This window comes from Tenacibaculum retecalamus (assembly GCF_027941755.1).
Classification (GTDB): Bacteria; Bacteroidota; Bacteroidia; order Flavobacteriales; family Flavobacteriaceae; genus Polaribacter; species Polaribacter haliotis_B.
Map to the genome: position 1 here is coordinate 1258492 of NZ_CP115916.1, position 21720 is coordinate 1280211.

Annotated in this window: 17 protein-coding genes and 1 pseudogene; 13 read left to right on the forward strand and 5 right to left on the reverse strand. The window is 28.2% G+C overall.

Annotated elements, in window-relative coordinates; translation table 11 throughout:
* Positions 1 to 5 precede the first annotated feature (5 nt).
* Entirely contained in the window at positions 6 to 1139 is a 1134-nt protein-coding gene (locus PG912_RS06090; RefSeq protein ID WP_275688869.1) for an alpha/beta hydrolase-fold protein, read from the forward strand.
* Positions 1140 to 1423: 284 nt separating this feature from the next.
* Here PG912_RS06090 and PG912_RS06095 read toward each other — a convergent pair whose 3' ends face one another.
* Positions 1424 to 2119: a LytR/AlgR family response regulator transcription factor gene (locus PG912_RS06095; protein WP_333780690.1), complete on the reverse strand. Its 696-nt coding sequence runs from the start codon at positions 2117 to 2119 to the stop codon at positions 1424 to 1426.
* Entirely contained in the window at positions 2119 to 2910 is a 792-nt protein-coding gene (locus tag PG912_RS06100) for a sensor histidine kinase (RefSeq protein ID WP_275688870.1), read from the reverse strand. The genes PG912_RS06095 and PG912_RS06100 overlap by 1 nt, the downstream gene beginning before the upstream one ends.
* Positions 2911 to 3143: 233 nt before the next feature.
* Between PG912_RS06100 and PG912_RS06105 the strand changes: the two genes are divergently transcribed.
* Together PG912_RS06105 and PG912_RS06110 are read left to right on the forward strand one after the other, a co-directional pair.
* Positions 3144 to 4031 (forward strand): ABC transporter ATP-binding protein, encoded by an 888-nt coding sequence (locus PG912_RS06105; RefSeq protein ID WP_275688871.1) that lies wholly within the window; start codon positions 3144 to 3146, stop codon positions 4029 to 4031.
* 2 nt (positions 4032 to 4033) lie between these two features.
* Positions 4034 to 7315 carry an ABC transporter permease/M1 family aminopeptidase gene (locus PG912_RS06110; RefSeq protein WP_275688872.1) on the forward strand — a complete coding sequence of 1094 codons (3282 nt, stop codon included), beginning with the start codon at positions 4034 to 4036 and terminating at the stop codon, positions 7313 to 7315.
* 14 nt (positions 7316 to 7329) lie between these two features.
* Here the strand turns inward: PG912_RS06110 and PG912_RS06115 are convergent.
* Positions 7330 to 7584: pseudogene (locus PG912_RS06115) on the reverse strand (IS1595 family transposase); the annotation flags it as partial.
* A gap of 340 nt (positions 7585 to 7924) precedes the next feature.
* On the opposite strand from PG912_RS06115, the gene PG912_RS06120 reads away from it, so the two are divergent.
* The 10 genes from PG912_RS06120 to PG912_RS06165 all read left to right on the forward strand — a co-directional run bounded on the left by PG912_RS06120 (position 7925) and on the right by PG912_RS06165 (position 18757).
* On the forward strand, positions 7925 to 9013 hold the full coding sequence (locus tag PG912_RS06120; RefSeq protein WP_275688873.1) for a sensor histidine kinase: 1089 nt from the start codon (positions 7925 to 7927) through the stop codon (positions 9011 to 9013).
* The gene (locus PG912_RS06125) at positions 9000 to 9722 is read left to right on the forward strand and encodes a LytR/AlgR family response regulator transcription factor (protein WP_260585718.1); all 723 of its coding nucleotides are present in this window, start codon (positions 9000 to 9002) and stop codon (positions 9720 to 9722) included. Before PG912_RS06120 ends, PG912_RS06125 begins: the two co-directional genes overlap by 14 nt.
* 10 nt (positions 9723 to 9732) lie before the next feature.
* Positions 9733 to 10911, forward strand: coding sequence for an alpha/beta hydrolase-fold protein (locus tag PG912_RS06130; protein WP_275688874.1), 1179 nt, complete (start codon positions 9733 to 9735; stop codon positions 10909 to 10911).
* A gap of 269 nt (positions 10912 to 11180) precedes the next feature.
* Positions 11181 to 12506, forward strand: a complete 1326-nt coding sequence (locus tag PG912_RS06135; protein ID WP_275688875.1) for a S41 family peptidase — start codon at positions 11181 to 11183, stop codon at positions 12504 to 12506.
* Positions 12507 to 12735: 229 nt separating this feature from the next.
* The gene (locus PG912_RS06140) at positions 12736 to 13356 is read left to right on the forward strand and encodes a hypothetical protein (protein ID WP_275688876.1); all 621 of its coding nucleotides are present in this window, start codon (positions 12736 to 12738) and stop codon (positions 13354 to 13356) included.
* 33 nt (positions 13357 to 13389) lie between these two features.
* Entirely contained in the window at positions 13390 to 14775 is a 1386-nt protein-coding gene (locus tag PG912_RS06145) for a CocE/NonD family hydrolase (RefSeq protein ID WP_275688877.1), read from the forward strand.
* 151 nt (positions 14776 to 14926) lie between these two features.
* On the forward strand, positions 14927 to 15613 hold the full coding sequence (locus tag PG912_RS06150; protein ID WP_275688878.1) for a CocE/NonD family hydrolase C-terminal non-catalytic domain-containing protein: 687 nt from the start codon (positions 14927 to 14929) through the stop codon (positions 15611 to 15613).
* A 739-nt stretch (positions 15614 to 16352) separates the two neighbouring features.
* Positions 16353 to 17717: a serine hydrolase domain-containing protein gene (locus PG912_RS06155; RefSeq protein ID WP_275688879.1), complete on the forward strand. Its 1365-nt coding sequence runs from the start codon at positions 16353 to 16355 to the stop codon at positions 17715 to 17717.
* Between the two features lie 4 nt (positions 17718 to 17721).
* Positions 17722 to 18180, forward strand: coding sequence for a hypothetical protein (locus PG912_RS06160; protein ID WP_275688880.1), 459 nt, complete (start codon positions 17722 to 17724; stop codon positions 18178 to 18180).
* A 1-nt stretch (position 18181) separates the two neighbouring features.
* Positions 18182 to 18757 carry a helix-turn-helix domain-containing protein gene (locus tag PG912_RS06165; RefSeq protein WP_275688881.1) on the forward strand — a complete coding sequence of 192 codons (576 nt, stop codon included), beginning with the start codon at positions 18182 to 18184 and terminating at the stop codon, positions 18755 to 18757.
* 668 nt (positions 18758 to 19425) lie between these two features.
* Here PG912_RS06165 and thrC read toward each other — a convergent pair.
* Both thrC and PG912_RS06175 read right to left on the reverse strand, forming a co-directional pair.
* Entirely contained in the window at positions 19426 to 20712 is a 1287-nt protein-coding gene (gene thrC, locus PG912_RS06170; RefSeq protein ID WP_275688882.1) for a threonine synthase, read from the reverse strand.
* 55 nt (positions 20713 to 20767) lie between these two features.
* Positions 20768 to 21700, reverse strand: a complete 933-nt coding sequence (locus tag PG912_RS06175) for a homoserine kinase (protein ID WP_275688883.1) — start codon at positions 21698 to 21700, stop codon at positions 20768 to 20770.
* Positions 21701 to 21720 lie beyond the last annotated feature (20 nt).

The window sequence follows — 21720 nt, forward strand, 5'->3', positions numbered from 1 at the left end:
AAATAATGAAAAATCAAGCATTTATAAGCTTATTCTTTTTAAGTTTTTTAGTTTCAGTAAACGCGCAAGTAAAAGAAATTGGAAATATTACTTTAGGTAAAAAGTTTGCAATAGCATCTAAAGTATTAAACCAAACTAATGAAATTCAGGTTTATTTGCCAAAGAGCTACAAAGACTCAATAAGACAAGAATATCCAGTTTTGTATCTTTTAGATGGTCAACGTTTTTTTACAAATGGTGTTGCTATTCAAAAATCTTTGAGAAGCCCAATAGCACTTCCAGAAATGATAGTTGTTGGTATTAACAGCAGTCAATCTACAAGACGTCCTTTATTTGGAGATGGAGACAAGTATACCTCTTTTTTGAAAGAGGATGTAATTCAGTTTATTGATTCTAGTTTTAGAACAAACAAAGAGCGTATAATTTTTGGTTGGGAAGCAGCTGCTTATTATATCAGTGAAATGATATTAAAAGAAAAAGGATTGTTTTCTGGAGTTATAGTTTCGGATGGAGGATTGGCTTCTGAGGAAACAATATCTGCGTTTAATTCTGATAAAGAGGTTTATCTATACATAGCAAATTCTAAGAAAGATATTTATTATGTGAAATCTACTGAAAGGTTTAACGAAAGGCTTAAAAAATATAATCCCAAAAATTTACGTTGGAAATACGAATTGTTTAACGAAGAAGTTCATCAATCATTACCTCAATTATCTCTTTATAAAGGACTTCAATATTACTACCACAATTATGATGCGTTGGTTTTTGAAAGTATTCCAGCTTATATTAAAGCTGGCGGGATTCCATATTTAAAATCTTTTTATAAAGAAAGAGCAAAGCGTTTTGGTGGTGACGGAAAAATTAATGATAGCACAAAGAATTCACTGATATGGTTAGCTAGAGATCACGATGATTTTAAATATTATAGCTTTTTTATGGAAGAGTTTAAGGATGTTTTAAAAACCAAAAGATATGATTCTGCATATTGGAAGCATAGATTAGCGCAATTTTATTTAAAACATAAAGACTATAAGAATGCCATAAAGTTTTTTGAATTAGGAATTAAAAAATACCCAAATTCACAGTTTGATGAAAGAATGAAGAAAGGTTTGAAAGCAGCAAATGAGGAAAAGAATTAATAAAACTAGTAAAAGAACTTGACACTAACGATGCTAAAAAATATAAAAAAATTTCATAATGCTGCAATGATTTTTCAACACGAAAAAGATTGATACATTAAAAATTTCTGATGCTGAGCCAATAGAATGTGGAGTAGAAACTCTGGCTGAATAAAGAGAAAGAATAAGAAAGAATGATTTTTTTTTAAAATTAAGAGTTAAAAGAGATTGATTAAATTTAAACAAAAAGAGAACTCGAATTTTATGTTTTAGGAATTGGGTTTAATACTTTTACGAACAACTGACTACTTTAATATTTTATTAAGATTGGCTTTATATAATTTACCAATCGGAATTATATGTTCATCAATATAAACTCGATTGCCTTCAATTTTTTTAATATACTTTGTTGCTATGGCAAAAGATTTGTGAACCTGTATAAAATCATTGCCTGGTAATGATTCTAATATATCAGATACTTTTTCTCGTATGGTAATAGTTTCTTCTTTAGTTACTACTTTTGTGTAATTTCCGGAAGCTTCAATAATTAAAATAACATCAATTTCTACTTGTAAATACGATTTATTCTGACGCAAAAAGATACGTTTTGGTGATAAATCTGTTTCTTTTAAAGTTGGTTTTTGTATAACATTTGTTGTGCTTTTAACTTTATTTACAGCTTTTAAAAAACGTTCAAAACTAAACGGTTTTAATAAATAATCAGAAACACTTAGTTCAAAACCTTCAAGAGCAAACTCACTATAAGCTGTAGTAACTATTACTTTTGGCGGAGACGATAAGGTTTTTAAAAAATCGAAGCCTTTAAGTTTTGGCATGTTTAAATCTAAAAAAATTAAATCTACCGTGTGCATATTCAAATATTCAAGAGCCTCTAAAGCATTGTAACAGTTTTTTTGTAACTTTAAATGAGGAAGCATTTCACAATATTCCATTATAATTTTGTGAGCTATATGTTCATCATCAATAATTAAATATCGCATTATTTTAACTTTATAGATAGTTTAACTTTATATATATTGGTGTCAACATCAAAAGAAAGTGTATGTTTTTTAGGATATACCAATGCCAATCTTCTTTTTAAATTTACCAAACCAATACCTTCATGATTGGAGTTTTGTACTGTTTCAAAATTATTTTCAATTTCAAAATTAACTTCGTGTTTACTTTCAGTTAAGTTCATGTGAATATAAGCGTTTTCTGCTAAATTCTCTAAACCGTGTTTATAAGCATTTTCTAAAAGAATTATAAAAAGTAAAGGCATAATTTTGGCTTGCGGATTGTTAATTTGATGGCTAAATTGAACATCCGATTTTTTATGATAACGAATTTCTTGCAACTCAATATAGTTTTGCAAATAATTCAATTCATCTTTTAAACTTACCCAATCTTTTTGACCTTCATAAATACTATAACGCATCATATCAGAAAGTTTTAAAACCATCTGCCGTTCTTTAGAATCTTTCTCCATCAATCCATATAAATTGTTTAAAGTATTAAAAAAAAAATGCGGATTTACCTGACTTTTTAAATGCAGTAATTCTGTTTTCGCTTTTTCATTCTTTAATCTGATGATCGACCTTATTTGTTTGAATAACCAGTATAAGATTGTGATAAATATAACAATAAAATAAAATGCAAGAAATTCTGTAAACCCTTCTAATTTACCAAAAACATCATTAAAAAAAACGATGATTACACCAATAAAAATAAGCACTATTTTATAAATACGCTTTATTATTTTCTTCTTTTTGTCAGATATTTTTAACTTCATAGGTCAATATTAATTAAATAAATTCCTTCTTGCAAATTAGTTGATAAACAATGTTCTGTTAGGGACAAAACCTTTTTGAAGAGGGATAAAGTGCGTTAATATCACTTAATAATATTTGTGAAGCGTTTACATTGCTGTACATCCCTATTTCTTTTTCATAAGAAGATTACCTTATAAGTTTGCTTTAAATTAATCATACTGAAATCAAATTCAGCACAAGAAAAACAAATAATATGGAACTCATTATTGACAATTTATCAAAAACCTATGCTAATGGTGTAAAAGCACTTCAAAATATTTCTTTAGAAATCCCTACTGGAATGTTTGGCTTATTAGGGCCAAATGGTGCTGGAAAATCTACTTTAATGAGAACTATTGCAACTTTACAAGAAGCAGATTCCGGATCTATTACTCTTGGCGATATTGATGTGTTAAAGCAAAAAAACGAATTAAGACAAGTGTTAGGGTATTTACCACAACAGTTTGGATTGTATCCAAAAATATCTGCAGAGTTTTTATTAAATCATTTTGCAGTATTAAAAGGTATTACTCATAAAGGAGAGCGAAACGATTTAGTAAATGCACTTTTACATAAAACCAATTTATATGAGGTAAGAAAGCAAAATTTAAAAGGTTTTTCTGGCGGAATGAAACAACGTTTTGGTATTGCTCAAGCTTTGCTTAGTAATCCTAAATTATTAATTGTAGATGAACCAACTGCTGGGTTAGACCCTTTAGAGCGCAACCGTTTTTACAACGTGTTAAGTGAGTTAGGAGAAAAAACTGTAGTTATTTTATCTACACATATTGTAGATGATGTTAAAGAGCTTTGTACAAATATGGCAATTATTAATAAAGGAGAAGTTTGTTTAAAAGGAAATCCGAAGAAAATACTTGAGGATATGAAAGGTAAAGTTTATAAAAAAACAATTAACAAGCAAGAGTTAAATAACTACAAACAAAATTACCAAGTAATTAGCGAAAAATTATTTTTAGGTAAACCAACCATTCATATTTTAAGTGATGTGAATCCTGGTGCCGGGTTTACGCTAATTAGTGCAGAATTAGAAGATGTGTATTTCTCTGAAATTTTTAATAATACAAACGCTAAATCTAATTAATTATGTGGTACGAAATTTTTAAATTCGAAATACAATATCGAATAAAACGACCAGACACGTATGTGTTTTTTCTATTTCTTTTTCTATTTTCTATTGTAGGCGTAGATTTTATTTTTCAAGATTTCGATTTTGGAATTATTAAAAAAAATTCACCATTTGTAATAGCAAAAACAATGGGAGCAATTACTGGTTTATTTATGATTTTAGCTTCTATGATTATGGGAGTTTCAGTTTTAAGAGATTTTGAATACAATATAGAATCTTTGATGTTTTCTACCCCAATCAGTAAAAAAGATTATTTATTAGGTCGGTTTTTAGGAGCTTTTACGGTATTATTATTTGCTTTTTCAGGGATTTTATTTGGTATGATGGTGGGCGAATTTATGCCTTGGCACAATCCTGATGATTTATTAGCTTTTAATGCATTTGTATATGTAAAAACTTTTTTAATGATCACCTTACCAACCTTATTTTTTGGAGCAGCTTTATTTTTTGTTACTGGTGCTTTAACTAGAAACCTAGTAGTTGTGTACACTCAGGGTATTTTTGTATTTGTTGTTTTTATGCTAACCAAAGCAATTACTAATGATTTTTGGCAAGCCATTTTAGATCCATTTTCGCTAACAACAACTAGTTTAGCTACAGCAACTTGGTCTATTATAGAAAAAAGCACACAAGCCATTCCTTTCTTTGGAATTGTTATGTATAATAAACTCTTTTGGGGTATTTTAGGAATTTTAGCACTTATTTATGGTTATAAAAAATTCAATTTTAATATTGTTAAAGAAAAAAAAGCTAAGAAAAATCAAAAATTGGTTATTAAAAAGACTAATAAAGTGATTGATGTTGTAATTCCTGAAGCTAAAAAAGAGTATGGTTTACTATCAAAATGGAATCAATTAAAACAGTTTTCTTGGTTTTATTTTGTAAGTATTTGCAAGCAATCATCCTTTTGGGGAATTGTAATTTGTGGCATGATTATCATCTTAATTAATTCTGTAAACCTAGGAACCGTATATGATGTAGATAGTTATCCTGCAACGTATTTTATTGTTGAAGAACTAAAAGAAACCTCTATGTTTTTCTTTATTGCCATTTTAGTTTTTTATTCAGGAGAATTGGTTTGGAAAGAACGTGGCGCAAAACTAGATTTAATTTATGACGCAACACCAATGTCTAGTTTTATAAAATTATTAGGTAAGTATATTGGATTGAACTTAATTTACACAGTGTTGATGTTTGCATTAATAATATCAGGAATTATATTTCAAACATTTAGCGGTTATTATAAATACGAGTTCCAGGTATATTTTTCTGGGTTCTTTCTTGAAATTTTACCATTTTTAGCTTTGTATACTTGTATTGCCTTTTTTATACAATCGGTTGTAAATAATAAGTTTGTAGGTATTATGCTGGTTATTGTATACTTTATTGCCAATATAGCAATGGGTTTATTGGGATATAACCACGATTTATATTTCTTTGGAGGTAGCTCTTTAGGAACGTATTCAGACATGAATGGTTATGGTCATTTATTAAAACCCTATTTATTTGTGAAATCATATTGGTTTCTTTTTGCAATATTATTATTAATCATTGGCTCTTTAGTAATTGTAAGAGGTACAGAAACTAATTTAATAAAACGAATAAAAACTAGTAAACAAAGACTAAGTAAACCACTTTTTAAATTAGCGAGTATCGTTTTAATTGCATTTTTAACTATTGGAAGTTTTATATTTTACAACACGAATATTTTAAATAAATACTGGACAAACACTGAAAAGGCTATATTTAAAGTTGACTATGAGAAAACATTAAAAAAGTTTGAATATGTACCACAGCCAAAAATAACAGCTGTTAATTTAAAAGTAGAGTTATATCCATCAACTAGAGATTATACTGCTGAAGGTTTTTATATACTTAAAAACACGTTTGATACTCCTATAAAAGAAATTCATGTTCAAAAAAGGTTAGAAGAGAATATAACGCTTGAGGCTGTTACTTTTGAAGGTGGAGCAACGGTTGATAATCAATATGAAAAATTTGATTATCATAAATACACATTAAAAAAACCTTTACAAGCTGGAGATTCTATAAAAATGAGTTTTAAACAAGCCTTTACAACGAAGGGCTTTAAAGAAGGAGGATCTAATTCTAGTATTGTTTATAATGGTACCTTTTTTAACGAAAAAGCATTTCCATCCTTAGGATATAATAGACGATACGAACTTAGAGATGATGATGAACGAGCAAATTTTGATTTATCAATTAGACAACCTAAGGCTAAAATAGAAGATTCTAAAGAGTTGTTTTACACTAGAGATGGAGGCGATTCTGCAGGTATTCAGTTCGAAATGGTCATTGGTACAAATAAGAATCAGACTGCTGTTGCTCCTGGGAATCTATTAAAAAGTTGGAAAAAAAACAACCGTAATTATTTTCATTATAAAATGGATACCCAAATGAATAACTTTTATTCTATAGTATCAGCAGAATATGAAGTTAAAAAGGATACTTGGTTTCAAACATCAGGAACAGATAAAACACCTGTAGATTTAGAGATTTATTATCATAAGGAACATGATTATAATCTAGACAGAATGATGAAATCGATGAAGGCTTCGTTTGATTATTACAGTACAAATTTTAGTCCTTATCAATTTAAACAAATGCGCATTCTAGAGTTTCCGCGTTATGTAGAATTTGCGCAATCATTCCCTGGAACGGTTCCTTTTTCTGAAGCTATTGGGTTTGTGTTAGCTATTGATGATGAAAAAGATGTAGATATGGCATTTTATGTTACTGCACACGAATTGGCACATCAATGGTTTTTAATGCAAGTAGAAGCCGCGAATGTTCAAGGGCAACATTTAATCTTAGAAACCTTATCGCAATATGCTGCAATAATGGTTTTAAAACAGCATTATTCTGATGAAAAAGTGCAACAGTTTTTAGATACTCAAAAAGATAGATATTTAGAAGGTAAAAATAGAGAGAGTGGAAAAGAACCATCTTTAGCTTTAGTTGAAAATCAAAAATATATCTATTATTCAAAAGGAGTAATTAATATGTATGAATTTCAGAAACAGATTGGTGAAGCAAATGTGAACCTTGCTATAAAACGCTTTATTAATGATTGGAATACTCAAGATGGTAAGCTAAAATTGCAAACAGATAGATATGCAACTTCTCAAGACTTATTAGGTTATTTTAGAGAAGTTACGCCAAACTCACTTCAGTATTTAATAACTGACTTGTTTGAAAAAGTAGAGCCTTTAGAATAAAAATCAACAAAAATGAAAACAATAAAAAATGCTTTTCTCACTCCAAACTTTACCTTATGGAAGAGCGTATTGGCGGTAGTCGATTCAATATGACCACATATATTACATTGTCTAGAAAAATCCCTTCGAACTTGGCTAGCAGTATGATTACACTTCAAACATGAATAACTGAATTTTGACTTCACTGAAGCTAAGTATTCCTTGCAATCTTCATCGGTTTTGAACCGATCAGAGAATTCTAGAAGATTTCGACCCTTAAAAATATCCATAAAACTATCATTTTGTTGATTTAAAGTTACGTATTTAAATACTGACCTCTATAATTCTAAAATAAGATATTTGTACTATAATGCTTTGCGTTATGTAACTTGAGCTTTGGCTAAAAGCGAAAGTTGTTATTACAGTTTCTTTTAAAAAAAAAATATTATAAAAGTTTCTTTTAATGTAATACTTTTTATGAGACGACGTAGGAGGGAAGTATAATGTGTGTTGAATGGAAATGGTTATAACTATTTAATAATTTTTATAAATAACATTTAAACCTCATATCTTACGTTCCTGTATTTTTGTTTTTTGATTTAAAAAGTATTTTGTTGCTTTGTTAAAATTATGAAAGCTAAAACAACTACATTTAATAAGAAACAGAATATAACTCTATATTGGAAATGTCAGCTCATTGGTTGGAGTTTGGTTTCTACATATTGGGCATATACTGTGTATACTAGAGATGATTATGGTGTTTTGTATACTTTTTTAAATTATGTTTTAGATGCCTCAATAGGAATATTTATAACTCATTTTTATAGAAAAATTTCCTTAAAAGAGAAGTGGAAGGAGTTATCAATAAAAAAACTCTTAATAAGGGTAATACCTTCAATACTTTTATTAGCCATAATTTACGTGTTAATAAACAACTTTAAGTGGTATGTATTCTGGACGTATTTAATTAAAAATGAAGTTGATTTTTTAACATCATTAGTTTATTGGGATCCAATATTCATTACAGGTTTACGATTAATGTCTATTTGGATATTGGCATATCACCTATACCATTATTATCAAAAAGAAGTAGTTACAGCAAAAGAAAACGCACAATTGTCTATCGTCGTAAAACAAGCGCAATTAGACAATTTATCAGCACAATTAAATCCACACTTTTTATTTAACTCCTTAAACTCTATTAAATCTTTAGTAATTGAAAACCCTGATACAGCAAGGAGATCGATTGATTTATTGTCTGATTTATTACGTTCATCATTGTATGAAAAAGACAAAGACTTAATTTCAATTAAAGAAGAACTATCTTTAGTAAAAGATTACATCGAGTTAGAAAAAATGCGTTTTGAAGAGCGTTTGCAATTAGAAATAACAATTGATAAAACATTGAATACATTTAAAATTCCTACGTTGAGTATTCAACTACTAATAGAGAATGCCATTAAACACGGAATCGATTTAATTGTTAAAGGAGGGATTATTAATCTTACGATACAAAAGCAACAAAATTTTGTTGAAATTATTGTTGTAAACCCAGGAAAAATAAATAATAAAAAAAGTACTGGATTAGGGCTAAAAAATTTGCAAAAACGACTAGAAATTCAATATAAAAACAAAGCAATTTTTAGTTTAGTAGCACTGAATACAAATGAAGTTGAAGCTAAAATAACCATACCAATTATTTCAGATGAAAATATTTAAAACTATAATTATTGATGATGAACGCTTGGCAAGAGAAGAAGTTAAGCGTGCGCTAAAAAGTTATCCTGAATTTGAAATTGTTGGAGAGGCAAATAATGTAGATGCAGCTTTAATTATTATAGAGCAGGAACAGCCAGATATTCTTTTTTTAGACATTCATATGCCAGAAAAATCTGGATTTGATTTGTTAGATGAACTTACAACTGTACCCGAAGTGGTGTTTACAACAGCTTACGATCAATATGCTGTAAAAGCTTTTGAGTTAAATGCTTTAGATTACTTAGTAAAACCTTTAAGAGAGGAACGTTTTTCTAAAACTATAGAAAAAGTAAAAGAAGAATTATCAAAAAAAGAAGAGTTAAAGACAGGTGTTTTACCAATGAATCGTAAAATATTTATTAAAGATGGCGAAAAATGCTTTTTTATTCCTTTATCAGAAATCTATTTTATAGAATCTATAGGCAACTATGTTCGTTTGTATTTTGGTGATCAAAAAGCAATGATAAAACGGTCTTTAAAATTATTAGAAGAAAAATTAGATGCCACTGTTTTTTTTAGAATAAACAGAAGTCAAATTATAAATACTCACTTTATTAAAGAAATTCACCCATATTTTAATAACAAACTTCAAATTAAATTAATAACAGGCGAAACTCTAGAAGCTTCAAGTAGACAGTCTATAAAGTTTAAAAATTGGAATAGCCTTTAAATTCAAAAAGATGACTAAAAAAAATTATGTAACAAAAATGCTTATTGTGTTTTTGATGTTCTTGCAATACACAGTAGTTTCACAAAATGCAACTTCTTATTCAATAGGAAAAACTTATAAAATTAAGTCTAAAGTTTTAAATGAAGAACGTACTTATATTCTTGAATTACCTAGTTCTTATAAAACAGGTGAAACAAAGTATCCTATTTTAGTTTTATTAGATGGTGAAATGAGCTATCACTCTCATTCGGGAATACTAAACCATATGACACAAGGACGTCAAATTCCTGAAATGATTATTGTTGCCATTACAAACGTAGATAGAAACAGAGATTATACACCAACAAAATATTTAACCAATTTAAATGGATCTAGTGCTGTAGAAAACCATAAAACGACAGGAGGAAGCGCATTTTTTTTACAATTTATTGAACAAGAATTATTACCTAAAGTTGAAAAAAAATATAGAACTAACGGATTTAAAACCTTAGTTGGTATTTCTCATGGCGGTTTGTTAGTAGGATCTGCTTTTTTATCAAAAGAAACAACATTTAATGGTTTTGTTTCAATGGATCCAAGTTTTTGGTGGGACAATCAACAAGTAGTGAAACAATTAGAGAAAACTGATTTAAATCAAATAAAAAACAAAAGGTTTTATTTATCTACTGCAGATAAATTTGAAAACTTTGATAGAATTCCGCATGTATTTACTGCCAACATAAACAGTCACGAAAACTTTAATACAACTTTAAAAAACAAGGGTTTTTCACCATCAAATATTGCTCTAGAATATTTTAAAGAAGAAAACCATTGGACAGTTGCACTAATGAGTTTGTATCATGGAATGCAATTTATTTACAAAGGTTTGAAAATGAAAAATATGAATAGTAGTTCTATTGATGAAATTGAACTTTATTATAAAAACAATTATAATGGAAGTTTTTTACCTCCAGAAAGTGATATAAATTCTTTAGGGTATAGCTTTTTAATTAATAAACCTAAGAAAGCATTAACGTACTTTAAATTAAATGCAAAGAATTATCCAAAATCATCTAATGCTTTTGATAGTTTAGGAGAAGTGTATTTTAATATAGGTGACAAGGTAAATGCTTTAAAGAATTATAAAAAGTCATTTGATTTAGATCCGGATAATAAAAACGCCTTAAAAATGATAAAGCAACTTAATTAGTTGTTTGTTTAAAAATAGAACTAAATATTTTAACGTTTGTAAGCGTATTTCTACGTTGCTGTACTTTCTTTTTTAAGCTATTCATATTAATTGGTTTTTTGTAGCAGAAATAAATAATCAAAGTAAAAAACATATTTAGAGGTTATTATGCAAGAAGCGATGAAGTTTGGCTATATACTCCAAAAGTTAAAACCCTTATTATATTTTTTATAGTAAATAACATTACTTCTTTTGGGCAAGAATTATGTCTTTATAAAAAAACAGATATCATGAAAAATATTTTTACTCTTTTACTTTTAATGATTACTGGAAATGCATTTTCTCAAATGCCAAACACTTTATCTAAATCAGAAAAAGTATATGGACTATCTAAGTTTTGGCAAGAAGTCAATTACAATTTTGTTTACTTGTATAAAGTTGATGAAGAAAAATGGAAAAATAAATACAAAAGTTTAATCGCTGAAGTTCAAGAAACAAAAAATGATTACGAATATTATCGTTTACTTCAAAAGTTTTGCGCTTCACTAAAAGACGGACACACCAACATCTTTATTCCAGAAGATATTAAAAGTAATCTACAAAATACAAATTTTGGTAATTACAGATTGTTTTTAACAAATGTTGATAATAAAGCGATTGTTACAAGAACTAATCTTAGTAAAAAAGACGAAATTCCTATTGGCTCAGAAATTATAAAAGTAAATGGAATGGACACAAAGAACTACTTAGAAAAAGAAGTTCTTCCATTCACATCTTCCTCAACAAATTATGTGCTTATGGATAGAGCTATTTGGAAAATGTTCGAAGCTCCTATAGGAACTAGTTTTGATGTAACTTTTAAATTGCCTAATGGAAAAATTAAAGAATTGAAATTAACACATAGTGTAACTACTGAACAAGAAGTTTATCCAAAGTTTGAAAACAGGCAATTATTTGAGTTCAGATGGATAGATAAAAATATTGCATACATTGCTCTAAACTCTTTCGAAGATTCGGAAATAAATAACTTGTTTATTAAAAAAATTCCTGAACTATACAAAGCTAAAAAACTTATAGTTGATCTTCGAAATAATGGAGGAGGAAGTGAAGGCATTGGTTTGAAAATTCTGCAATATTTTATAAAAGATTCCGTTGTATATGGTTCTAAATCTCAAAGTAGATTACATATTCCTACTTACAAAGCTTGGGGGAAATTTATCACAGCAAAAGATACTTTGTCTGATAAACCAGAATGGAATATGACAAAAGATGAGTTAGCAAAAAGCTTTTTAATAGCAAAAGGTGCTTTTACTTATAAATTTTCAATTGAACCAGATTTCATTGTATTAAATAAAAAGCGAATAATTATACCAACAGCTGTTTTAATTGGACATAATACTGCATCTGCAGCAGAAGATTTTTTAATTTATGCAGATGACCAAAAACATTTTAAAAAAATTGGCGAACCAACATTTGGAAGTACAGGACAACCATTATATTTTGAATTACCTGGTAGTGGTTCTGCAAGAATTTGTACCAAGAAAGATACCTATCCAAATGGAAAAGAATTTGTAGGATACGGGATTCAACCAGACATTGAAGTTAAAAAAAGTTGAAAGATTACTTAGAGGGTAAAGATCCTATATTAATGAAAGCAATTGAATATTTAAATGGAAAATAACAAGGCATAATACCGTATAAAATTAATTGCTGATTTTAGTCAATTTACGAAAATCCTCGCAGCCTACTACTTCTATCTATGTTTATTAGCGTTCATGTACTTTCTCTTTTAATCTCTTTATACAATTCATTTCTTTGTACCGTAAATGAATAAAACAAAATATTATGAAATATTATAAAAGTAAATTTCAATCTTCAAAATTATTATTTATCATCACAATAGTAATGATAAGTTCTTGTTTTAAACAGTATGAAAAGGTTACTAATCAACCTGAATTAAAGGATTACACAATTGGCGAAAGCTGGGTTTGGAAATATAAAGGTGTTACAGACAAAGGTGAAGTACGTTCTGATGGAGAAGATGCTAGAAGTATAGTTAGTATTGATGATGATTTATCAATCTTAATAGGAAAAGACACTGTTTCTGTTTCTGATTTAGTAAAACCAGAACTAAGTGAAACACCTAGATATAAATGGCCTTTAGAAGTTGGAAAAAAATGGAAGTATGAAAAAAACTGGACAAGTCAAGACGGAACAACAGGAAAACAAAGTCAAGATGCAGAAGTTTTATCTTATAAAGAGGAAAAAGTAGGAGCAGGAACATTTATGGCTTATACAATTCAATACAAAGGAAGAACTACAAACTCTCGAGGTTATGATGCAAGAACTGATGAAGTTTGGTTGTATGCTCCAAAAGTTAAAAACTTTATTAAAATGACTCAAAGTCAAGATGACTTTTTGTACACTGAAGAGTTAATCAAATACTCAAACCTCAATAAAAAGTAATAAAAATTGAAATAAATTCTTAAACAAAAAACAATGAAAAAATCACTTTTGTTATTATTTCTTATCGCAATTAATATTACTTTTTTCGCACAAGAAATACCCTTTAAAAAGGTTAAACTATCAAATTCAGTAGTACTTGCTAATCAAATGAAGCAGTTCGCTAGTATAATTGAAATTCAAAATTTATCTGAATTAGACTTATTTAAGTTTCAGTTAATTAAAGGTAATTATACCGATGCATTAGTAATTTTTCAAAAAAAAATTCAAGAAACACCTAAAGATCAAAGACAGTATTTAGATATATATATGCATTATCTAAAAGCAAAAACTTCTTTAAACTTTAAAGAGGCTTTTAAAAATTCTTATAGAAAATACCTAGATAATTCTGATGACATAGAGGTTATTAATTTAGATAAAGCATTAATTATTAGAGATCCTACAGATTATTATGTAAGTAATTTTAAAAATACATATAATGCTATTAAATCAGAAAAAATATCTCAATTAACAGCTAAAGATTTGGTAAAAAAATACTTTTTAAACATTGTATTTTCATCAACAAGAGCAATTTATTTTAAAGAAATAAAAGAAGATCATAAACGTAGATATGCTGTAAATGATAGTATTGTAATTCCGATGAAAGATGGCGCAGAAGTTTCAATTGTAATTGTAAAACGAAAAGGAAATTCTACAACTAAAAAATCTGCAATATTAGTTTCTTCTATATATACAGGAACGAATGTAGCTTCAGCAATGTTAACAGCTTCTAAAGGATATGTTGGCGTAATTGCAAATACAAGAGGTAAGCGATTAAGTAAAAGTGAAGTTAAACCGCTGGAATATGAGCAAACAGACGTGTATGAAGTAATTGATTGGATAAGTAAACAAACCTGGTCTAATAAAAAAGTTGCCATGTTTGGTGGTAGCTATAATGGGTTTACACAATGGGCTTCCATGAAACACAAAGTACATCCTGTATTAAAAACAATTGTTCCAATGGTAGCGATTGCTCCAGGAATTGATTACCCAATGGAAAATAACATTCTACATAATTATTCGTATTCTTGGAATTTTTATGTAACCAATAACAAATTTTTAGATTTTGAAGCTTCAAATGATTTTAATCGTTGGAATAACTTAAAAAATACTTGGTACAAAACCGGAGTTGCATTTAACAAGTTAGATAGTTTAGATGGACAGGTAAATAAATTATGGAATACCTATATGCAACATCCTAGTTATGATAATTTTTGGAAGAAAATGATTCCGTATAAACAAGAATTTGCAAAAATTGACATTCCAATTTTAACAATTACGGGGTATTATGATGATTCACAAAGAGGCGCAATGTATTATTACAATAAACACCATAAATATGCTAAAAACCCAAATCATTATTTATTGGTTGTAGCCTTATGATCATTGGACTGCGCAAACAAAACCACAAGGAAATTTAAGAAATTACAAGTTAGACAAAACGGCTTTAATAAATATTGATGAAGATCTTATTTTTCAATGGTTTGATTACGTTTTAAACGGAAAAGAAAAGCCAAGTATTTTAAAAGATAAAGTGAATTTTCAGGTTATGGATACTGACACTTGGATGCATAAACCGAGTTTAAGCGCCATGACAAATGACACATTGAAATTTCATTTAAGTGCTAAGAAAATTGGCGATTTTTATAAATTAAAATCGAAAACAAACAATTCTAAAGTTGATATGACTGTTGATTTTAAAGACAGAAACAGTATGAATAATACAGATTACTATCCTTGGCCTTTAGAAAAAGAAAACATCAACTTAAAAGATGGTTTAATTTTTAAATCTAATGTTTTAAAAGAAGATGTAATTATGAATGGTTCTTTTTTAGGGAATCTTGAATTTACAATCAATAAAAAAGATGTTGATTATTCAGTAGTTGTATATCAATTAACTCCAGAAAATAAGTACTTCCACTTAAGCTACTATATTGGTAGAGCAAGTTTTGCTAAAGATAGAGAACGTAGAAGTTTATTAAAACCAAATGAATTCACAAAAATTCCTTTTAATAATTCTAAATTAATCAGTAAAAAACTTAAAAAAGGAAGTCGAATTGTAGTTGTATTAAATGTAAATAAAAACAATACCGCGCAGTTAAATTACGGAACAGGGAAAGATGTAAATATTGAAAATATTAAAGATGCTAAATCGCCTTTAAAAATAACTTTTACAGGGAATAGTAGTATTTCGTTACCTATTTGGAATTCTAGAAAATAAAAGAAAGTAAGCTCCTATTTTAAAAATTTAATGAACAGTTGTGTGTCATTAACCCAAAACTTAAGTTAATAAAAAAATATACTTCAAATTGGGTTACAGATTTTATGCATCTGAAGCATGAAAATTGGTTTAACTGATCTTAAATGTAAGGCATAAGGTGTTGGAAATCATCTCATGATATTTTAGACACAATTCCGCATCATTTGTATGTTTGTATTAAAAATAGCGAACATACAAATGATGCGGAATTTTTTACGTAAAAATGATTGAGCTAGATTAAAATATCAAGAAAATAAATATGAATTAATTAAAAAAGCAAATCAGGATAAAAAATTATATGCTGAATTGATAGAATTAAATATCAATCATATAAGATAAAGCATAAAAGGAAAATATCGTTGGTAAACTGCTGTTAGTGTTCTATTTTTTTTGCAATAGGTTCATTAATAAATAATCTTTTTAGCAGAGAAGTAAAACAGTTAAATATAGCTTACATGAAAAATAAAAGAGAACTTAAAATGTAGGGAAAGTTTGAAAATTATCTAGTTTCTCTTTATCAAAATCTTGATAAAAAAGAAACAGTTATTGATTTATAATTCTCAATATTTCATGAAATTAAGCTTAAAATCATCTGTTTTTATTAGGATTACCTCAGATGTCATAATAATGTCATAAGCTTGGCGTAAGTGTCACTGTATATTGTATTTAATTTTGCATAGCAAATTTTAAACACAAATAAATGAAAAACTATTTTACATCAATTACTTTCTTTTTGATTACATTTTTAAGTTTTAGTCAAAACTATGAATCAAAAATTGACTCAATAATTTCTTTAAATTATAATGATAATGAACCTGGAATTTCTTTTTTGGTAGCTAAAGATGGAAAAACGATTTATCACAAAGCTTTAGGAAAAGCTAACTTAGAGCTAAATACTTCTTTACAAACGAAAAGTATTTTTCAAATAGGTTCAATTACTAAACAATTTACTGCGATTTCTATTTTATTACTAGCAGAGCAAGGTAAACTTAATTTAAAAGATAAAATTGAAAGATACATTCCACAGTATGCTGGTATTGGGCAAGGTATTACCATACATCATTTATTAAATCACACTTCAGGAATAAAAAATAAAACCCTTTTAAGTGATAAAAATTTTATTTCTAGAACTGATGTGTCTCCAACAGAACTCATAGCGTATTTTAAAAACGAACCCCTAGAATTTTTTCCTGGAGAGCAATTTAAATATAGTAATGCTGGCTATATTTTATTAGGAAAGATTATAGAAATAGTTTCTAAGAAATCGTATGGTGAATTTATAAAAGAGCATATTTTTGATAAAGTAGACATGAATTCTTCTTCCTATGGAAAAAAGAATCAAATTATACAAAAAAGTGTTTTAGGCTATAAGGTTGAAAGAAATAAAATCATAAAAGTAGATGATATGAACTTGTCGTTAGCGTATTCTGCAGGTGGAATTTTATCAACTACTAGCGATCTTTTGAAATGGCAAAACGCCTTGTTTTCTAACACTCTTTTAAAAGCGTCTAGTATAAAAAAAGCGATGACACCAACTCTTTTAAATAATGGTAAAAAAATACCTTACGGATACGGATTTAGATTTTCAAAATTAGGTAAATCTCCAGTAATTGCACATACAGGAAGCACAAAAGGATTTACATCTCTTTCTGTATTTTTACCGAAAGAAAAGGTATATATTACGGCTTTATCTAATTGTAATTGTAAAAAAATCAGTTCTTTAGCTAAAGAAGTAGCAAGCCAGTTTATTTTTATTCCAAAAGTAGATAAAAAGATTACCTCAGAAAGAAAATCAATTAAAGTCGATCTTAAAAAACTAAGAGAATATGTGGGTTCTTATGAAGTAAGATCAAATGTTTCTCTTACAATTGGTATTGATGAAACAAATCATTTGTATTTACTAGCACCGGGTCAAACAAAAAGAATTCCGTTATTTGCAGCAAAAGAAAATCACTTTTTTGTAAAAGAATTAAAAGTTGAAGTTATATTTAATAAAGAGGATAATCAGATGATAAGTTTAACCATGAATCAATCTGGTCGTAAAATTACAGCTAAAAAAAGATAATTATATGGTACATAATAAAAAAATAATATTACAACAAGCTGTTGATTATGCTAAAATTCCAATTATTATTTCATTATTTCTAACACCAGTTAGATATTGTTTGGAGTTGATTGGCTTACCAGAATATGCTATTTTTTTAATCGGATTACTTTGGTTAACCTTAGGTTTTGCAATCTATTTAGGGATGAAAGTTTATAAAGAGAAAAAGGCAATTGGAATTTTGTTGCTAAGTTTAGTTGTGTTCTCCCCATTTTCTAGAATTCCTGTTGCAATTCTTTGGTGGGTAGATACAAAATGGGAAATAGGTACTCATTATGGATTATACTATAATAGTTTTGAACAAGCTTTATTAAATCATGTAGTATATGGTTCTTTGGTTCAAATTATACCTGCTTTTATTTTAGGAATAATAACTATTACAATTATGAGACAAAAAAATGAATTAAAAATAAAAACACAATAAAATGGATAAAAACCATTTAGCAATTAGAGTTAAAGAATTAAGAAATCAAAAAGGAATATCTCAAGAATTTCTTGCTGAAGAATCAGGATTAAGTTTACGTACAATTCAGAGAATTGAAAAAGGGGAGTCTAACCCTACTGGTGAATCATTAAAACGTTTAGCAAATGCTTTAAATGTAAGTCCAGACGAATTGATTGATTGGTCAATAAAAGAAGATAAAAAATATTTGATATATCTTAATCTTTCTGCATTAACCTTTCTATTTTTTCCATTATTAGGAATATTAATTCCATTTATAATTTGGACTTCCAAAAAAGGGAAAATTAAGAAGATCAATAAACTTGGAGGAGATTTAATCAATTTTGAAATAACATGGACAATTATGTTATTTTTCATCCCAATATTAATGTTTTTTTTATCAAAAATTGGGCTTATAAAGAATATGAATTTAAATATATTTTTTATTGTTATAGGCATTTTATATTTCATCAATTTCATTTCAATATTGATAAATACATTACGAATTAGTAATGAAAGTGAGGTGTTTTATTTCCCAGGAATAAAGTTTTTAAAATAACCTAATAAAATTCGTTGTGCTTTATTCATAAATAATAAGTTAATTATAAAATAAACAGCTAATTGGATTACAAATTTTAATTTTATAAAAAGTGAATATTAAAATGATCTTAAATGTAAGGCATAAGATGTTGAAAGTAATCTATACCTAATTAAAATTTTAACCGATTATAGACATTACTATTATTTATAAAAATGAATCAGAATTTGAAAAATTAAATATAGTTTAATTAAAATAAAGCATCACTATGATGGTAATCAGGGAATTAATAAAAACGGGAGACTTTAAAAAAAAACAGTAGTTATTCCATTGTTTTTTAGACACAATTGCAGATTACTTACATCTAAAAATAATGAACCTTTGAATTGGAGTATTTAGATGAGATTTTTTTAAATAAATAATGATTGGGTAAGATTGAAATATCAAGTTTACTTTTATCAAGAATCAAAATATTTTAAGGACAGATTTAAGTTGTGTTAATAGGTAAAAGTAGTATTTCTTTACCTATTTGAAGAGATTGAGATTAAGGGCAGTTGTGTAAAATGAATAATTTGTAACTCCTTAATTTTAGTAAACCTAAATAGGATTTAAAAATATACTACTATTTAGACAGTAAAAAATATTTAAAAACCACCTTCAAAAACATTTTGCTTTTGGAGGTGGGTTTTTTAAGCATTCAAAAAAGATTTTAAATCATTATAAGAGCTAATTTTTATAGATTTTTTTTCTTTATCAATAACAGATTTAATCTGTTTAGGAATTGCAATTTTAACATTTAATGAATTTTCTACCACCTCTAAAAACTTAACAGGATGCGCGGTTTCTAAAAAGATACATACATCATTTGGATTTTCTTTTTGATACTCTTTAGCACCTAAGTACCCAACAGCACCGTGAGGATCAGCAATATAGTTGCTTTTTTTATAAATAATTTTCATCGCTTCTTGTGTTTCATCATCAGAAAAAGAATAAGATGAAAAAGTGTTTTTTAATGCCTTAATATCATTTTTAAATAATTCTTGAATACGGATAAAATTACTAGGGTTTCCTACATCCATCGCATTAGAAATTGTTGCTTTTGATGGTTTTGGTTTGTAAATTCCATTTGCCAAATAATTAGGCACGGTATCGTTTATGTTGGTTGCAGCAACAAAATGTTTAATAGGTAATCCTAATTTCTGAGCCATAATACCAGCACAAATATTCCCGAAATTACCACTTGGCACTGAAAAAACAATGTCTTTTTGTTGTTTGTAAACTTGTTTGTAAGCTAAGAAAAAGTAAAACATTTGCGGTAACCATCGAGCAACGTTAATTGAATTTGCTGAAGTTAATACACGGTTAATTTTAGCATCTAAAAAAGCAGTTTTAACCATATCCTGACAATCATCAAAAACACCATCAACCTCTAAAGCAGTAATGTTTTTACCTAAAGTAGTTAATTGTTTTTCTTGAATGTCACTTACTTTTCCGCTAGGATATAAAATAACAACATCTACACCTTTTACATCTAAAAATCCATCCGCAACTGCTCCGCCAGTATCCCCTGAAGTAGCAACCAGTACCGTAACTTTATTGTTATTATTTCTGTTAAAATACCCTAAACAACGTGCCATAAAACGAGCACCAACATCTTTAAAAGCCATGGTAGGACCATTAAAAAGCTCTAAAGTACTTGTGTTTTCATCTATTGGAATTACTGGAAAATCAAAAGATAAAGTTTCACTAATAATCTGTTTTAGTGTTTCAGTTGGAATTTCATCTCCTACAAACTGTTTAATAACTTCGTAAGCTATTTCGTTGTTAGAATAGGTATCAATATTTTTAATAAACTCTTTTGATAAAGGTGTAATGTTTTTAGGAAAATACAAACCTCTATCTGATGCTAATCCGTTTACTACAGCATCTTTAAAGTTAACGTTAGGTGATTTTTTATTAAGACTATAATAGTTCATTTTTGTGTTGTTTGTGTTGTTGCATTTAGCAGTAATTTATGAGTAAAAGTTGTTATTATTCTGATTCTAAAACCCGAATACCTTCTGTGTTTATTTTTGATGAAAAAAGTGTAAAATTAATGTTTTTATCTGCATAAGAGTTTTGGATAGCTTCTTGTACTTTTTTAGCAATTTCTTTGCCTTTACACAATGCAAAAATGGTAGAGCCAGATCCTGAAATTCCTGCACCAAGAGCACCTGCTTTGATAGCTTCACTTTTAACTAAATCGAAATGCGGAATTAAATGTTTACGAGCAGGTTCAACAATAACATCGATTAACGAATTGCTAATTAATTGATAATCGTTGGTGTATAAACCGCTTACTAATCCTCCAACATTTGCCCATTGGGTAATAGCACTTTTTAAAGGAACGTTTTTAGGTAAAACGTCTCGAGCATCTTTTGTTTTTACTTCTATTTGTGGATGTATTGCTACCAATTGTAATTCATTAGGAACCGGTAGTTTTATAATATCTAAAGGATCATAACTTCTAATAAGCACAAAACCTCCGTAAACAGCAGCAGCAACATTATCGGCAATTGGAGTGCCGCAAGCAGCTTCTTCTCCTAACATAGAGAATTTTGTTAATTCTAGGGCAGAAAAAGGTTTGTTTAATAATTCGTTTACACCAAAGGCAGCGCCAGCAGCACTAGCGGCACTACTGCCCAAACCGCTTCCTGGAGAAAAACCTTTGTGCATGGTTATTTCAATACCAAAATTAACAGGATGCTTTGCTAACATTGCTAAAGCAACGACTCCTGCTGCATTTTCTGTTGGATTAAAACTTAAGCCATCAGTACCTGTAATTTTTGATATTCGGACTCCTTTTTCTGTTGTTTTTCTAAAAGTCATTTCATCACCCATGGTGTCTACAGCAAATCCCATAGAATCGAATCCGCAAGAAACATTGGCAACGGTGGCTGGGGCAAATATTTTTATATATTTCATTTTTTATGTAATTAATAGCA

What these genes read in the sequence shown, in the direction of transcription:
- PG912_RS06090 (WP_275688869.1), top strand. Translation starts at nt 6, where the DNA reads ATGAAAAATCAAGCATTTATAAGCTTATTCTTTTTAAGTTTTTTAGTT.
- PG912_RS06095 (WP_333780690.1), bottom strand. Translation starts at nt 2,119, where the DNA reads ATGCGATATTTAATTATTGATGATGAACATATAGCTCACAAAATTATA.
- PG912_RS06100 (WP_275688870.1), bottom strand. Translation starts at nt 2,910, where the DNA reads ATGAAGTTAAAAATATCTGACAAAAAGAAGAAAATAATAAAGCGTATT.
- PG912_RS06105 (WP_275688871.1), top strand. Translation starts at nt 3,144, where the DNA reads ATGGAACTCATTATTGACAATTTATCAAAAACCTATGCTAATGGTGTA.
- PG912_RS06110 (WP_275688872.1), top strand. Translation starts at nt 4,034, where the DNA reads ATGTGGTACGAAATTTTTAAATTCGAAATACAATATCGAATAAAACGA.
- PG912_RS06120 (WP_275688873.1), top strand. Translation starts at nt 7,925, where the DNA reads ATGAAAGCTAAAACAACTACATTTAATAAGAAACAGAATATAACTCTA.
- PG912_RS06125 (WP_260585718.1), top strand. Translation starts at nt 9,000, where the DNA reads ATGAAAATATTTAAAACTATAATTATTGATGATGAACGCTTGGCAAGA.
- PG912_RS06130 (WP_275688874.1), top strand. Translation starts at nt 9,733, where the DNA reads ATGACTAAAAAAAATTATGTAACAAAAATGCTTATTGTGTTTTTGATG.
- PG912_RS06135 (WP_275688875.1), top strand. Translation starts at nt 11,181, where the DNA reads ATGAAAAATATTTTTACTCTTTTACTTTTAATGATTACTGGAAATGCA.
- PG912_RS06140 (WP_275688876.1), top strand. Translation starts at nt 12,736, where the DNA reads ATGAAATATTATAAAAGTAAATTTCAATCTTCAAAATTATTATTTATC.
- PG912_RS06145 (WP_275688877.1), top strand. Translation starts at nt 13,390, where the DNA reads ATGAAAAAATCACTTTTGTTATTATTTCTTATCGCAATTAATATTACT.
- PG912_RS06155 (WP_275688879.1), top strand. Translation starts at nt 16,353, where the DNA reads ATGAAAAACTATTTTACATCAATTACTTTCTTTTTGATTACATTTTTA.
- PG912_RS06160 (WP_275688880.1), top strand. Translation starts at nt 17,722, where the DNA reads ATGGTACATAATAAAAAAATAATATTACAACAAGCTGTTGATTATGCT.
- PG912_RS06165 (WP_275688881.1), top strand. Translation starts at nt 18,182, where the DNA reads ATGGATAAAAACCATTTAGCAATTAGAGTTAAAGAATTAAGAAATCAA.
- thrC (WP_275688882.1), bottom strand. Translation starts at nt 20,712, where the DNA reads ATGAACTATTATAGTCTTAATAAAAAATCACCTAACGTTAACTTTAAA.
- PG912_RS06175 (WP_275688883.1), bottom strand. Translation starts at nt 21,700, where the DNA reads ATGAAATATATAAAAATATTTGCCCCAGCCACCGTTGCCAATGTTTCT.